Source organism: Sphingobacterium sp. SG20118 (assembly GCF_044740685.1).
GTDB lineage: Bacteria > Bacteroidota > Bacteroidia > Sphingobacteriales > Sphingobacteriaceae > Sphingobacterium.
The window spans coordinates 4725382-4738555 of the sequence record NZ_CP172826.1 but is presented as its reverse complement, the minus strand read 5'-3'; the positions used below and the strand labels follow the sequence as shown (position 1 = coordinate 4738555).

Annotated in this window: 15 protein-coding genes and 1 pseudogene; 2 read left to right on the top strand and 14 right to left on the bottom strand. The window is 35.0% G+C overall.

All coding sequences use genetic code 11. The features are described 5' to 3' along the window. Positions 1-21: 21 nt before the first annotated feature. The 5 genes from ACFX5U_RS21680 to ACFX5U_RS21660 all read right to left on the bottom strand — a co-directional run bounded on the left by ACFX5U_RS21680 (position 22) and on the right by ACFX5U_RS21660 (position 3139). Positions 22-411, bottom strand: a complete 390-nt coding sequence (locus ACFX5U_RS21680) for an SRPBCC domain-containing protein (RefSeq protein WP_400262109.1) — start codon at positions 409-411, stop codon at positions 22-24. Positions 412-650: 239 nt separating this feature from the next. Continuing rightward, complete coding sequence (coaBC, locus tag ACFX5U_RS21675) at positions 651-1862, bottom strand: bifunctional phosphopantothenoylcysteine decarboxylase/phosphopantothenate--cysteine ligase CoaBC (RefSeq protein WP_400262108.1); 1212 nt, start codon at positions 1860-1862, stop codon at positions 651-653. Between the two features lie 21 nt (positions 1863-1883). Next, positions 1884-2213 (bottom strand): DNA-directed RNA polymerase subunit omega, encoded by a 330-nt coding sequence (locus ACFX5U_RS21670; RefSeq protein WP_038701875.1) that lies wholly within the window; start codon positions 2211-2213, stop codon positions 1884-1886. After that, positions 2197-2595 (bottom strand): hypothetical protein, encoded by a 399-nt coding sequence (locus ACFX5U_RS21665; RefSeq protein WP_400262107.1) that lies wholly within the window; start codon positions 2593-2595, stop codon positions 2197-2199. Before ACFX5U_RS21665 ends, ACFX5U_RS21670 begins: the two co-directional genes overlap by 17 nt. A 46-nt stretch (positions 2596-2641) precedes the next feature. Further along, complete coding sequence (locus ACFX5U_RS21660) at positions 2642-3139, bottom strand: outer membrane protein assembly factor BamD (protein ID WP_400262106.1); 498 nt, start codon at positions 3137-3139, stop codon at positions 2642-2644. A 228-nt stretch (positions 3140-3367) separates the two neighbouring features. Here ACFX5U_RS21660 and ACFX5U_RS21655 point away from each other — a divergent pair, with 228 nt between their 5' ends. Further along, on the top strand, positions 3368-3649 hold the full coding sequence (locus ACFX5U_RS21655; RefSeq protein WP_038703228.1) for a NifU family protein: 282 nt from the start codon (positions 3368-3370) through the stop codon (positions 3647-3649). A gap of 62 nt (positions 3650-3711) precedes the next feature. Beyond that, positions 3712-4341: a hypothetical protein gene (locus ACFX5U_RS21650; protein WP_038701871.1), complete on the top strand. Its 630-nt coding sequence runs from the start codon at positions 3712-3714 to the stop codon at positions 4339-4341. Positions 4342-4346: 5 nt separating this feature from the next. Here the strand turns inward: ACFX5U_RS21650 and ACFX5U_RS21645 are convergent, their stop codons facing one another. The 9 genes and pseudogenes from ACFX5U_RS21645 to ACFX5U_RS21605 all read right to left on the bottom strand — a co-directional run bounded on the left by ACFX5U_RS21645 (position 4347) and on the right by ACFX5U_RS21605 (position 13129). Then, entirely contained in the window at positions 4347-5576 is a 1230-nt protein-coding gene (locus ACFX5U_RS21645) for an ABC transporter permease (protein ID WP_400262105.1), read from the bottom strand. Between the two features lie 3 nt (positions 5577-5579). After that, positions 5580-5975, bottom strand: coding sequence for an MBL fold metallo-hydrolase (locus tag ACFX5U_RS21640; protein ID WP_400262104.1), 396 nt, complete (start codon positions 5973-5975; stop codon positions 5580-5582). Continuing rightward, positions 5947-6222, bottom strand: a complete 276-nt coding sequence (locus ACFX5U_RS21635; RefSeq protein ID WP_400262103.1) for an MBL fold metallo-hydrolase — start codon at positions 6220-6222, stop codon at positions 5947-5949. Before ACFX5U_RS21635 ends, ACFX5U_RS21640 begins: the two co-directional genes overlap by 29 nt. 124 nt (positions 6223-6346) lie before the next feature. Then, positions 6347-7090 (bottom strand): shikimate dehydrogenase family protein, encoded by a 744-nt coding sequence (locus ACFX5U_RS21630; protein WP_400262102.1) that lies wholly within the window; start codon positions 7088-7090, stop codon positions 6347-6349. Then, positions 7091-8498: pseudogene (locus ACFX5U_RS21625) on the bottom strand (tetratricopeptide repeat protein). Between the two features lie 182 nt (positions 8499-8680). Further along, positions 8681-10066 (bottom strand): OmpA family protein, encoded by a 1386-nt coding sequence (locus ACFX5U_RS21620; RefSeq protein ID WP_400262101.1) that lies wholly within the window; start codon positions 10064-10066, stop codon positions 8681-8683. A gap of 248 nt (positions 10067-10314) precedes the next feature. Further along, the gene (locus tag ACFX5U_RS21615) at positions 10315-11325 is read right to left on the bottom strand and encodes an inorganic phosphate transporter (protein ID WP_038701862.1); all 1011 of its coding nucleotides are present in this window, start codon (positions 11323-11325) and stop codon (positions 10315-10317) included. Positions 11326-11357: 32 nt separating this feature from the next. After that, positions 11358-12005 carry a DUF47 domain-containing protein gene (locus ACFX5U_RS21610; protein WP_038701860.1) on the bottom strand — a complete coding sequence of 216 codons (648 nt, stop codon included), beginning with the start codon at positions 12003-12005 and terminating at the stop codon, positions 11358-11360. A gap of 89 nt (positions 12006-12094) precedes the next feature. Further along, positions 12095-13129 carry a cell wall metabolism sensor histidine kinase WalK gene (locus tag ACFX5U_RS21605; RefSeq protein ID WP_280571434.1) on the bottom strand — a complete coding sequence of 345 codons (1035 nt, stop codon included), beginning with the start codon at positions 13127-13129 and terminating at the stop codon, positions 12095-12097. Positions 13130-13174 lie beyond the last annotated feature (45 nt).

Sequence of the window (13174 nt, the reverse complement as noted above, 5' to 3'; positions counted from 1 at the left end):
TAAGAGCCCTTAAAAGGCTACTTAGCGCTCGTCTTCGGTATAAAAATCAAGTAGTGAACTCATATACGGATTGTCCCAGCCGGAAATAATATCAGCGTAATCTTCTTCAGGAATATTGATATGATTTATTTCAACAGAAGTTCCTTTTTTGTGTTCATGAAGTTTGATAGTCACGATAGAATCTGCCTCTTGATCTCCAAAAAACCATTGTTGAACTATTTTTTTATTTTGATCCAATTCAATAAACTTACCTGTTATTGCTCCGTCCCACATCGAAAACTCACCACCAACAACGGGATTGATTTCTACTAAATCTCCCGTCCACAGGCGGATAGTGATGTCTGTCGTCAAAGCCAAATATATCTCTTCTGGCTCTGCCGGGATAATATAATATTTTTTGAAATCTTTCATAAATACAAAAATACACTTATTCTGATTGAGAGTATCAATCTATTTTAATCTTTTATTTATGATTAAGGTATGAAAAGGAGATTTAATAACTTACGGCCGGTAAAGGATAAATTGAAATAGTATAAATATTTTGAAACGAGTTTTAGTATTGATTTAATCAGTAACTCTAATAGGACTTTAATCCGATATTTTAAGGGGTAAACGGATTGAGGAAGTGCTAGATACCTATAATTTTCAAATTACTTTTGCTTTAATATAGGGTGATGGACAATAAGATTACATATATCTTTTGCAACATCATCTTTGGATTTCAATGGATATTCTAGGATATGTCCCTTGTTATCGATTATTGTTATTTTATTTGTATCTGTTGCAAAACCAGCTCCTTTGTCCTGCATTGAGTTTAAAACAATGAAGTCCAGATTTTTGCGCGCTAACTTGCCCTTTGCATTTTCAATTTCATTATTTGTTTCTAACGCAAATCCAATCAATAGCTGATTTTCTGTTTTCCTTGTACCGATAGTAGCAAGAATATCGATTGTTTTTTTCAGAGAAATGGAGAATGTCTCTTCATTTTTTTTAATCTTCTGCGTTGCAACTTCAGTAGGAGTGTAGTCAGCAACAGCTGCGCTCATGACCATGATGTCTGATTTGGAATAATATTCCTCAACAGCATGCAGCATATCCTGTGCTGAAGTGATATCGATGCGAGTTACATTCTCAGGTGTTTTTAGAGCTGTGGGGCCACTTATTAATGTTACATCAGCACCAAGCTTGCCAAGTTGTTCGGCAAGGGCATAGCCCATCTTACCGCTCGAATGATTGCCTATAAAGCGAACGGGATCAATTGCTTCATAAGTAGGTCCAGCAGTTACTAAGGCTCTTTTTCCTTTTAGGGGAAGAGGTTTAGAAATGCTATTTATTAAAAAGTCGAATATTTCTTCTGGTTCTGCAAGTCTCCCTTCACCAACAAGACCACTAGCTAATGATCCATTACCTGGTGGAATTAATATATTACCGTAAGAAATCAACAGTCGTATATTGTTTTGTGTAGCGGGATGTTTCCACATGTCTAAGTCCATCGCGGGAGCAAAAAACACGGGGCATTTGGCAGAGAGATAAACTGCAGCTAGTAAGCTGTCGCAGATTCCATTAGCTAATTTTCCAAGCGTATTTGCCGTTGCAGGTGCAATAAGAATAAGATCTGCTTCTAGTCCAATTTGGACATGATTATTCCATTCCCCAGTTTTAGCATCAAAATAATCGATTAAAACGGGGTTATTAGAAAGAGTTGACAATGTAAGAGGCGTTATGAATTCTGCGGCTTCTTTTGTCATTATGATTTGAACATTAGCTTTTTCTTTGACTAATAACCTAGTCAGGTGCGCAATTTTGTATGCGGCAATACTGCCGCATACAGAAATTACAATATTTTTTTCAGCTAAGCTCATATCAATTAAGATGGCTACAAGTTATTCTTGCTCTTTTGAAGGGTTTCTGTAATAAACCTTATCGTGCAAAAACTCATCAATTGCTATAAGAGTTGCTTTAGGCATACGCTCATAGTGTTTTGAAATTTCAATTTGCTCACGATTTTCAAATACCTCTTCCAAGTTATCATTGCTACTCGCAAATTCCGCAAGTTTGCCACTCAATTCTTCTTTGATGTCAACTGAAATTTGATTAGCACGTTTGCTGATCACTACGATTGACTCATAGATATTTTCAGTAACTATGTCAAATTGTCTTAAATCACGTGTTACAGTTGAAGTTGCTACGGTGCTGTTATTTTTTTGACTCATTTTTTTGGGTATTTTCTTTATTTCCTTTATCTTCTATTTTTTCTTTCGCCGCTTTTCTCTCTTTATCTTGTTCTGCGATTGCCTTATTTACAGTTGCCATATAGGCCGAGGCGGATTTCATTTTCTTTTCAGCATTATCGCGGATAGACTCTGCTTCATGTATGTGTTTGCTATTTGGGAAACCCATAGCAAACGAACGATAATAATCAATAACCTCTTCAAATCTCTCAACTTGTTTAAAAGAAACACTCTGGTTTGCGAAATTATATTGAGACTTTAAAGTAAGGAACTCAATTTCCTCAGCATATTTAGTGTCAGGGTAAGCTTTCAATACATTTTGTAATGCAATTACTGCTGCTCTATAATCATCGTTCAACCCCATGTCGTAGAGTAGTTTAGCGTTCGAGAAGGCTTTAAACTCTAATTTGTCACGTAGTTTTTGAATGAGTTTCTCCTGCTTCTTTCGCTCGGTCAGATTCTGGATATAGATTGACAAATAGTTGTAAAGCATCAATTGCTTTTCTCGTATTTTCTTGATCCAATGATGATCTAGGAGAGTCTAAATAATAGCAGTATGCGGACATGAAGCGACATTCTTCAGCTCGTGGGCTATTTGGATAAACATCTGCAAAGTCCTTAAAGTGATATCTTGCTGACGTATAATCTTTCAACCTGTAGTTTGCGAATGCAGTGAAATAATATAAATTCTCAGCTTCGGCCTGTCCCCTAAATTTGGTTCTCAAATCTCCGAACAAGATTAATGCTTTACTATATTTTTTGTTATCATAAAGTTTTACTGCTTCTTCGTACTTCTGAGCGATATTATTGCTTGCGCGTAATTTCTCAAATTTACTTTTACAGCTACTGAACGATACCAATAACAAAATTCCGGCACATAAAGCCGCTATACGCCTATTTAAAAACATTTTACAAAGATAAGTGAATTTGTAATACTAATCAATTAAATTTTTATGTTGCAATATACTGCAATATAAAATGTGATACAATCAAACTTATTATATTAACTTTTTTTAACCTTAATTTGAGGAAGTGATCATTTATTGTCATTTGCTTGTTTAAAAACACGAGCAATCGATTTGTCAGCCATCAATTTGGTAAATTTTGATTATATTTACATTCAAATTAAAGTTAGTATGACATTAAAAGAAAGAGTTGAGCAAGCATTGGATTCGATTAGGCCTTATTTGGAAACTGACGGTGGAGATGTTAGTGTGGAAGAAATCACGGCAGATAATGTTGTTCGTTTAAAATTGCTGGGAGCATGTGCTTCATGCTCGATGAGTATTATGACTTTTAAAGCTGGATTGGAACAAGCAATTAGGAAAGCGGTACCCGAAATTACAGCTGTAGAGGCTATCAATATTACTGATATGGATAACCCTAATGCCACACAGCCTACACCTAAAGCCTTATAATTGACGGTTTTAATTAACACAATTTAACAGCAGTCTTCCTGTTAAAATCTTAGATTTGTGCTATGAAATTCAAATATCACTTAATAATTGTTACATTTTTATTTTTTCTTGGCTGCAATTCCTATGCTCAAGAACGCAAAATAATACAGTTTAGTGGTATTGTGGAAACCATTAGCTCAGGTCTGCCTGTAGGCTATACCACGATTGCGAATTTAAGTTTTCGTAATGAAACCTATATGGCAAATAACGAGGGGTTTTTCTCTTTTGTGGCGCATGTCGGGGATACTATTCGATTTACTTCAGTGGGTTATGAAACACTTGAGTACGTAATTCCGCAAGTAAGTGGAGATCGATTATCTTCCGCTATAGTCATGACCAATCTCATTGTCGAATTACCTATGGTGACCCCTTATCCTTGGGCAAGTATTGAAGAATTCAACATCGCATTCATGAATTTGGAGGTTAATTCGGATAATTTAATACGAGCAAAACGTAATATGTCTAAAGAGTCTATCGATGCGATGGCTGCCATGATGCCACGAACAGCCGATGAAATGCATAATTATAATGTTAATGAAAACCATCGTGGCCTTAGCAATAAGGTGATCAATCAGCGTTATGCTAACCCGCTACTAAACCCTTTTGCTTGGGGTAGTCTAATTCAACAAATATCTAAAGGAAAGAAAAAATAGTAGCGCTAATTTCCAGATTCTAATTTATTCAATTCTGCGACACTTATTTTAGATGAAAAGTAAGAAATCAATCCTGAAATTGTTGTGATGGTCAAGAAAACGATTATAAAATCGGTTAATCGCATAGCGATTGGATAACTGTCAATGAGCATGTTGCTTCCTTCCTCAACCTTGATGATTCCATAGTTGATTTGAAGATAACAGAAAATGTAACCGATTATCAAACCACCCACACAGCCTATAAGTGATATCATTAAGCCTTCGTAAAAGAATATTTTCTGAATCAAAGCGCTATTTGCCCCCAAATTTTTCAAGATGTTCATATCATCTTTCTTGTCAAGTACAAGCATTGTTAACGATCCTACGATATTGAATAGGGCTATTATGCTGATTAGTGTGAGGATAAAATACACTGCCCAACGTTCTACCTGTACATTTTTATAGACTGTAGGATTTTGTTCTTCCCGATTTTTTACGACGAAAGTATCACCGAGTTGAGTCTGCAGATCATTTTTGAATTTAGCGATACTACTTTTATCCTTTACATAAAATTCAATGGCAGATACGCGATTATATTCACCTAATACTTCTCGAGCAAAACCAATAGGGGTGATAATTAAATTATCAAAATCCTGTTGACTTTTTAGTATTCCCGTTGGCTGGATGGATCTTATATTAAATTCATCTGCTGGATTTGCAGCATTTTTAGCCCCTTTTCTGGGAGAATATACGTCAATTTTATTATGTGAATTGCGCAATGAAACACCTAAGTTAGCCTGCACTCCTGCTCCAATGACGGTATATGGCACACTATCTTGTAAGAGGTTATAATTTCCAGCAATGATAAGACTGTCTTTAGCTTTATAGTCTATGGCATTGGTCTCTATACCTTTTATCGTACCAATGTATTGCCGATTGTCATATTGTAACAAGACCTTCTCTTCAAGTATTGCAGTGTAATGAATAACATTGGGGTTCCGTTTTAATGCCACCAGATTAGGATCGTTTGCGTCAAACAGTTTTCCTTGATTAGGCTCTATTTTTAATTCGGGTGAAAACTGGCTATACATGGATAGTATCAGATTCTCCATCCCGTTAAAAGAAGACAGTAATATAATCAGTGCTGCACTACTTACCAAAACACCTACGACACTGATTCCCGAAATAATATTTATTGCATTTACAGACTTTTTTGAAAATAAGTATCTTTTAGCAAATAGGTATGGCAAGTTCATTTTTTAGGCTCTTATAAATGGATTGTTAGCTTTCTCAAAACCTATAGTGGTGGTTGGCCCATGTCCAGGATATACAGTGATGTCGTCAGGGAGTATATAAATCTTTTCCTTGATATTTTTTAATAGTAATTCGTGATTACCGCCTGGTAAATCTGTTCTCCCTATACTGTTTTTAAATAGTACGTCGCCACCTATAAGGAATTTATTTTTTGCGCTATAAAAACATAAATGTGCAGGGGAATGACCCGGAGCAAATATTAATTGTAGCTCATGATCTCCTATTTTTATAAATCCTTCTGCTGGTAAGAAGGATTCGCCGATAGGTGAGACCTCATATCTAAAACCCATCTGTGGCGCGTAGTTTTGAACTTCAATTAATACGGGTAGTTTCTCCTTCATGAAACTGAGGATAAAGTCCGTACTGGTCGAAAATGAACCTATTACCTAATACATGATCAACATGGCAATGTGTATTAAGTAAAATTTGGGGATTTAGACTATTTGACGCAATAAAGTCGGTTATGACCTTTTCATCAGAAGGTCCATACATACCAGGGTCGACAATAGCACAATTTTTTTCCTCATCATAGATGATGTATGTGTTTTCTTGATATGGATTAAAAGTAAAAGTCTTGATTTGCAACATAATTTTCAAAATCGAATGTATTTCTAATGCATTTGAATCGCACTATATTTTCAGTTGTAAAATAGATAATATCTGTTGGTTATAGTATTTTTTTCTATAAAAAGTCAAAATATATCGGGTGTAATTATATTTTATTCCAAATTTCCCAATTTTTTTCAGCTTGTAATTCAAGCATTTCAAGACCATTTTTGACTTTGGCACCATTGATTTTTCCTTTTTTAAGGAACATTGTTTCAGCAGGATTATAAACGAGGTCATACAATAAGTGGCGCTCACCTATGAAATGATATGGTAGCTGTGGAGCCTCTTCGATATTGGGAAAGGTACCCACGGGAGAACAATTGATAATAATCAAATATTCATTCAATATTTCATCTGTAAGTTCGCCATATGTTAAATTTTGTTCCGTTTTTGTTCTACTGACAAATTTGTATTCGATATTCAATGTGTTTAATGCATATTCAACAGCTTTTGCTGCTCCACCATTTCCTAGTATAAGTGCTTTTTTATGATGATTCTCTAATAAGGGTCTCAATGATTCTGTAAAACCATATACATCGGTGTTAAAGCCCTTTAAAAAAGGTCCATCTGCTTGATGTTTTATTTGAATACAGTTTACCGCTTGGATGGCATTTGCTTCGGCAGACAGCTCATTTAGATAGCTCAATACATTGATCTTATGAGGTATGGTTACATTAACGCCATAGAAATCTTTATTGTTAAACAATTTTTCAAATTCACGAATATCCTCCATACTATATAGATCATAATTTACATCTGTAATGTCTTCTTTTGTAAATTTCTCTAAGTAATATTTTTTAGAGAAGGAGTGTCCAAGTGGATAACCAATAAGTCCTAATTTTTTCATTTATTTAGGGGAGTATTTTTTTATTATTTCAGAAATAATGTGATTTCCTTGCAGTTGAGGAAGATAATCGAAAAGGATATAATGTTTGTCCGGATCTGTTGCGAGTCCCAATTCTAGGTATATGATTGCATCATTATATTTACCATTTGCAAATAAGTAAGCAACCATTCTAAAATAGAGCTCCGCTGCTTCGGGATTATTCGTGATAGCTTCGGCTATAATTTCGATTGCCTGATCGACTTTATCTTGTTCAAAGAAAATTGAAGAATAATCTAACCACGCATCAATATCCAAGGGGTTCAACTCGACAACTTTGGCATATGCTTTTTCTGCTAGCTCAATTTGCTTTAGCTTGTAACGAGCATCAGCTATTGCGAACCAAAAATCTGGGTTTGAGTCATCCAGTTCTAATGCTTTTTTGTAAAAATGCAAAGATTCAAAATGACGTTCTTCAAAGTCTAAGGTAACACCAATGCCAAACCAAGCATCTGCTAAATCCCCATCCATTTTAACCGCTTTTTTATAAAAGACGCGAGCTTCTTCCATCTGCTCCAGTTTTTCCAAGCATTCACCAATGGCACAATAAGTGTCGGCGCTTGGTTTTTCGTATTCGAACGTCTGTTTATAGACATCGAGTGCTTCTTGGTAGCGATCTAGATTAACTAGTGCATTACCTTTATTGAAATATGCTGAAGAAAAATTCTCCTTAATTAGAATAGCGTAGTCGTAAGCATCAATTGCTTCAGGGTACTTAGATAACTTGTGGTATGCATTGCCAAGATTGTACCATGCATAATAGGAATAGGGCTCAGAATCGATGTATTTTTTGTAAAACGCTACGCTTTCCTCTTGTCTATCTAATATATCGTAACAGTAGGCCAGTTTCATACAGCGCCTCTTGATTTTCCATATTTAATTCAAGCGCTTTTTTCAAATAGTAAATCGCCTTTTCAAAATCGGCTTCACCTTGGTATACTACACTGATATGGAAATAAATTTCGTCTTTATTGTCTGATACAGCCAAAGCTTGAAATAGCTGATTTTTTGCTTCGTCAAATTGCCCTCTAGCACCATATACACCACCGCGAATAAAGAAGATATCACCTTCCGATGGCTCTAATAGTTCTGCTTTTGATAAGGCGTCTAGTGCTTTATCAAATTGCTGTGTTGCTGAATATAATTGTGCTTGTTTGAGTAAAAATGTTATGTCAAAAGGGTGTTGATTCATTGCGTATTCGGCCACTTGCAATGCTTTTATAGGGTCATTTTTCTCAATATAATAGTCTATAATGCCTTCGAAAGCTTTAGAATCAAAGAAGTATTGGTCTTCGTTCCTTATCATTTCTTCATAGCGATCAACTGAGTTTTTTCTTTCCTCAGGAGATTCAAAATCAAATTCCTCTTCCATCATCCTTGTATAATCTATCAATAAACTCAACTAAGCTGAAAATAGTGATTTTTAATAACTATGTCTAATTAATTTACTAACAAAATTAATTTTCATTTAACAAAGATACGGATTAAAGTATGCAAAATAAAAAAGCCGATTCTTACGAATCGGCTTTCAATATTAGTATAGCTTAGCTATACTTATTTTTTGATCTCAACACGACGGTTTTGAACACGACCTTCTTCAGTTGCATTAGATGCAACTGGATTAGCCTCACCGTAACCGTTAGCAGTGATTTTTGAAGAAGCAACACCAGCGTTAACTAAGTATTGTTTTACTGCATTAGCACGGTCTTTAGATAAAGAAACGTTGTAAGCTTCAGTACCTTCAGCAGATGCATAACCATCTAAAGTGATAGATGAATTGTTATCACGTACTTCTTTAGCAACTTTGTCTAAAGTAGAGTATGATTGAGTTTTCAATACTGAACTATCAAATTCAAATTGAATTGGAGATACATAGCCATTAGATGAAGTGAATTCACTAACAACTGGCTCAGGGAATTTGATTTGACGACCAGATCCATCAACTACTGCACCTGCAGGAGAGTTAGGCTCTTTGTCATATCTATCAGAAACACCATCACCATCAGTATCCGTGTTTAAAGCGCTAACAGTACCTTCTAAAGTAGATACACGTTGTTTTAATGCTTCAACTTCGTTACGTAAAGATGGATCTTTCAATTCATCATACATGGTTGCAACAGGATTAGCAAAAGTCAAGTTTTGTTTGTCTCTTGAACCTAAAGTGAATTCTAAACCACCGTATACATTAGAGAAACGTTGTTTGCTATCACCTTGTCTGTTTGGTCCATACAATCCAGCTTCATCAGTGAAGTTCATTGTGTAACCTAAGTTTAATGCAACAACTTCAGATAATTTGAATTTTGCACCAACACCAACAGGAACATACATACCTAAACGGAAATCTCTATCTCCTTTGTGTTCTCTATCTCCAAAGACATCATCACCTTGTTTACCTTTGTAGCTAAATTCTGTTCCAGTGAAATCATTGTTAGAGTATTGAACAGCATTAAAAGCCATAACACCTAAACCAACTTTAGCATAGAAATTAACAGCATTTTCTCTTCTTAAGAAATCGATAGTACCCAATTGGAATACACCGTTTAAGCTTGCTGCCCAGTTAACTTCAGTTTCTGCAGATTTAGCAGAACCAGCTCCATTATAGCCAGATTTAGCTTCAAAAGCATTGTTTTTGTTAAAAGTTTTGATTTTACCACGGTTACCTTCAACTTCTAAACCAAATAAGTGAGAGAATTGTTTACGAACTGTTAATCCGTAGTACTCACCTACTTTGTTTTGGAAGTATCCAACTTTCTGACCGAAAGCGTTATTACCACCGATCAAAGCGTTAGGCGTAGTGATACCACCTTGCACACCGATTGACCAAGTTCTGTATTGTGATCTTCCACCAAATACAGTTTGAGCTTGTGCTACATCAGCGAAGCCTAAAGCGGCAACTAAGGAAGCAGCAACAGCTGTTTTTTTAATTGTAGAATAGTTCATACTCTTGTTTTAAGGTTATTATTAAATTTTAATTGTTCTAGTTTTGTATGCAATTGTTTAAAATGCAATCACGGTTTGAAATAATCAAACACCGTGCCGAAATTAAAAATGGATCAATTGTTTTAATTCATATTATAATATAAACTCTTTTTTCTTGCTTTTATTGCAAAGCAGTAAAACAAAAATCCGGACGAATGTACCAAATTTTTGTTTTACTTTATGTTTTTTTTAGAAAATAATGTTAATTATTACAATATGTAGTGAATAATAAACAATGTAATCGCTCCAAGTAATGCTGAAACAGGAATTGTTAATACCCAAGCCCATAATAAACTGATGGTAACACCCCACCGTACAGCAGATACTCTTTTAACAACACCAACACCTATAATTGAACCGGTAATGGTATGTGTAGTAGAAGCTGGGATACCGAAGTGCTCTGTAAGACCTAAGGTCAAAGCACCAGCAGTCTCTGCAGCAACACCTTCCAATGGTGTTACTTTCGTAATCTTGGTACCCATCGTTTTAACAATTTTCCAACCCCCACTCATTGTCCCTAATGAAATCGCTAGATAACAAGTTAACGGAATCCATTCTGGCATGTGCTCGGTATTCGGTAAATAACCTCCTGCCACCATCGCCACTAAGATAATACCCATCACTTTTTGTGCATCGTTACCACCATGAGCAAAACTTAATGCAGCGGATGATACCAATTGTAAAATTTTAAACCATTTTGCTGCAACAGCAGGTCTGGAATTTTTAGCAATATTGATAATGATGAGGGTAAGTATAATGGATATAACCATCCCTATAATGGGGGCGAGTACAATGAATGCAATAATTTTTAATGTTGCATCGATGTTAATGGCATGTATTGGATCTCCACCTACGATAAAAGCATATGCCATTCCAGAACCTGCAAATCCACCAATCAGTGTATGTGAAGAGCTTGAAGGAACGCCGTAGTACCATGTGAAAAGGTTCCAGCTAATTGCAGCTAAAAGGCCTGCAAAAATAACTTCTAATGTAATATATTCTTCTAATACAGTTTTTGCGACTGTATTCGCGACTTTATGGTCGGTGAAGTAAAAATAAGCAGCGAAATTGAAAATCGCAGCCCATAAAACCGCCATAAAAGGAGTTAATACTTTTGTTGAAACGACAGTAGCAATTGAGTTGGCAGCATCATGAAAACCATTAATGTAGTCAAAAGCGATCGCTAGTATAATTACAACAATTAATAATGTTGACATCATAATATGAATGTGTTAATATGTTAAATGCGCAATTATGCGTTTTTAACCAAGATGCTCTCTAATACGTTTGCTACGTCTTCACATTTATCTGTAGCGTCTTCCATTGCAGACAATACTTCTTTGTGTTTGATCAATGTAATAGCATCTTTTTCAAACTCGAATAAATCAGCTACGGCTTTGTCAAAGATATAGTCAGCTTTATTTTCAACACTATTAATGCGAACACAAGCATCAGTGATATTACGGATGTTTTTAAGATCTTTTAATTCAAAAATTGCTTTTGCAACATGATCTGTAGCCTCAACGATTAAATCAGCCATTTCAATCATTGGCTCTGTCGCTTTTTGGACCTTATACAAATCCATTTTGTTTGAAGCACCATTAATAAAATCAGCAACATCATCCAATGAACTTGCTAATGCATGAATGTCTTCACGATCAAACGGGGTAATGAAGTTTTTACCTAATTCTAAATGAATTTGATGGGTGATATTATCACCTTTATGTTCTAAATCTTCAATTTTACGAACGATTTCTTTACGTTTTTCAGAGTCGCTTGCATTAACGGCTTCTTTTAGTAACAGAGACATCTCAATCAAGTTACTACCTGCTTGTTCAAATAAAGGAAAAAACTTTTTATCCTTAGGAATGAAATATTGAAAAATGCTATTTAATGACATATCATTATTAATTATTTTTTGCGAAATTACTAAGTTAATGTTAAGTTAATGTTAAGCTTTTGGGAATGTTAAGTTTTTATTTGTTAACATTAGAGTTGAGAAACCTTTTCTAATGTAAATCCAAATGTTGTCCCTATACCTTCTGTGCTCCTCACATTGACATTTTGTTGATGTGCTTCAATGATGTGCTTGACTATGGATAAACCAAGTCCAGACCCACCAATACCTCTTGAACGGCTCTTGTCAATTCTAAAAAAACGCTCAAAGACACGATTTAAATTTTTCTCTTCAATTCCATAACCATCATCTGTTATTTCAATTAAAACTTGCTCAAATAAGGAGAAGATTCGGATTTGACTTTTACCTCCACTTTTTCCATATTTAAGAGAATTTTCAATTAAATTGACAAGAACCTGACTTATTTTATACTTATCGGCTTTGACCCAATACGAGCTACCAGGTTTGGTTTTTAGTTGAATCTCTATATTATGAGCGATTGCTTTATCATCCAACGATTCTTTAGTATCTCTAATGAGTTCAACAATATCAAATTTCTCAATATTCAAAACCATTTTTCCAGATTCTAATTTTGATATTTCGTCTAAATCCTGAATGAGGTAATTAAGGCGATCTACATTTTTAGATGCTTTATTCAAAAATGTTGTTGCCATTTCTAAATCCTCTTCCATAAGGCCGTCTTTTAGCGTCTCGATATAGCCTTGTATTGAAAAGAGTGGTGTTTTGAATTCATGTGAAACATTGGATAAAAATTCTCTGCGGAATTTTTCCTGTGATTTAAGTTGCTCAATTTCTGTTCTTTTTGCTATTGCCCAGGCCTTAACTTCTTTTTCTGCATCGCCTATAGGATCTGCCGTAACATGTTCTCCTAACGCATCCTTTAAATCTTTCCCCAACTTTAAGTTGTGTATCAATTTGTACATCGTATTGATTCTTTTATAGATGTAACGTTCGAATACAAAATTGAACATGAGAAAACTGACAAGGCTTGATATTATAAAGATAATTAGAAATGATTTCCAATTAGCATGGTAGTAGAAGCTGACTGCAGAGATTGCTAACCCCACCGCTAGAGAACAGTTTAAAACCAGTTGTCTAAAATTCATATATGTATAAAAAAGGCTTTAGTATTTTACTAAAGCCTAAGTTAG

Coding starts and splice junctions, on each gene's coding strand:
- ACFX5U_RS21680 (WP_400262109.1), bottom strand. CDS start 411: ATGAAAGATTTCAAAAAATATTATATTATCCCGGCAGAGCCAGAAGAG.
- coaBC (WP_400262108.1), bottom strand. CDS start 1,862: ATGAGCTTAGCTGAAAAAAATATTGTAATTTCTGTATGCGGCAGTATT.
- ACFX5U_RS21670 (WP_038701875.1), bottom strand. CDS start 2,213: ATGAGTCAAAAAAATAACAGCACCGTAGCAACTTCAACTGTAACACGT.
- ACFX5U_RS21665 (WP_400262107.1), bottom strand. CDS start 2,595: ATGGGGTTGAACGATGATTATAGAGCAGCAGTAATTGCATTACAAAAT.
- ACFX5U_RS21660 (WP_400262106.1), bottom strand. CDS start 3,139: ATGTTTTTAAATAGGCGTATAGCGGCTTTATGTGCCGGAATTTTGTTA.
- ACFX5U_RS21655 (WP_038703228.1), top strand. CDS start 3,368: ATGACATTAAAAGAAAGAGTTGAGCAAGCATTGGATTCGATTAGGCCT.
- ACFX5U_RS21650 (WP_038701871.1), top strand. CDS start 3,712: ATGAAATTCAAATATCACTTAATAATTGTTACATTTTTATTTTTTCTT.
- ACFX5U_RS21645 (WP_400262105.1), bottom strand. CDS start 5,576: ATGAACTTGCCATACCTATTTGCTAAAAGATACTTATTTTCAAAAAAG.
- ACFX5U_RS21640 (WP_400262104.1), bottom strand. CDS start 5,975: ATGAAGGAGAAACTACCCGTATTAATTGAAGTTCAAAACTACGCGCCA.
- ACFX5U_RS21635 (WP_400262103.1), bottom strand. CDS start 6,222: ATGTTGCAAATCAAGACTTTTACTTTTAATCCATATCAAGAAAACACA.
- ACFX5U_RS21630 (WP_400262102.1), bottom strand. CDS start 7,090: ATGAAAAAATTAGGACTTATTGGTTATCCACTTGGACACTCCTTCTCT.
- ACFX5U_RS21620 (WP_400262101.1), bottom strand. CDS start 10,066: ATGAACTATTCTACAATTAAAAAAACAGCTGTTGCTGCTTCCTTAGTT.
- ACFX5U_RS21615 (WP_038701862.1), bottom strand. CDS start 11,325: ATGATGTCAACATTATTAATTGTTGTAATTATACTAGCGATCGCTTTT.
- ACFX5U_RS21610 (WP_038701860.1), bottom strand. CDS start 12,005: ATGTCATTAAATAGCATTTTTCAATATTTCATTCCTAAGGATAAAAAG.
- ACFX5U_RS21605 (WP_280571434.1), bottom strand. CDS start 13,129: ATGAATTTTAGACAACTGGTTTTAAACTGTTCTCTAGCGGTGGGGTTA.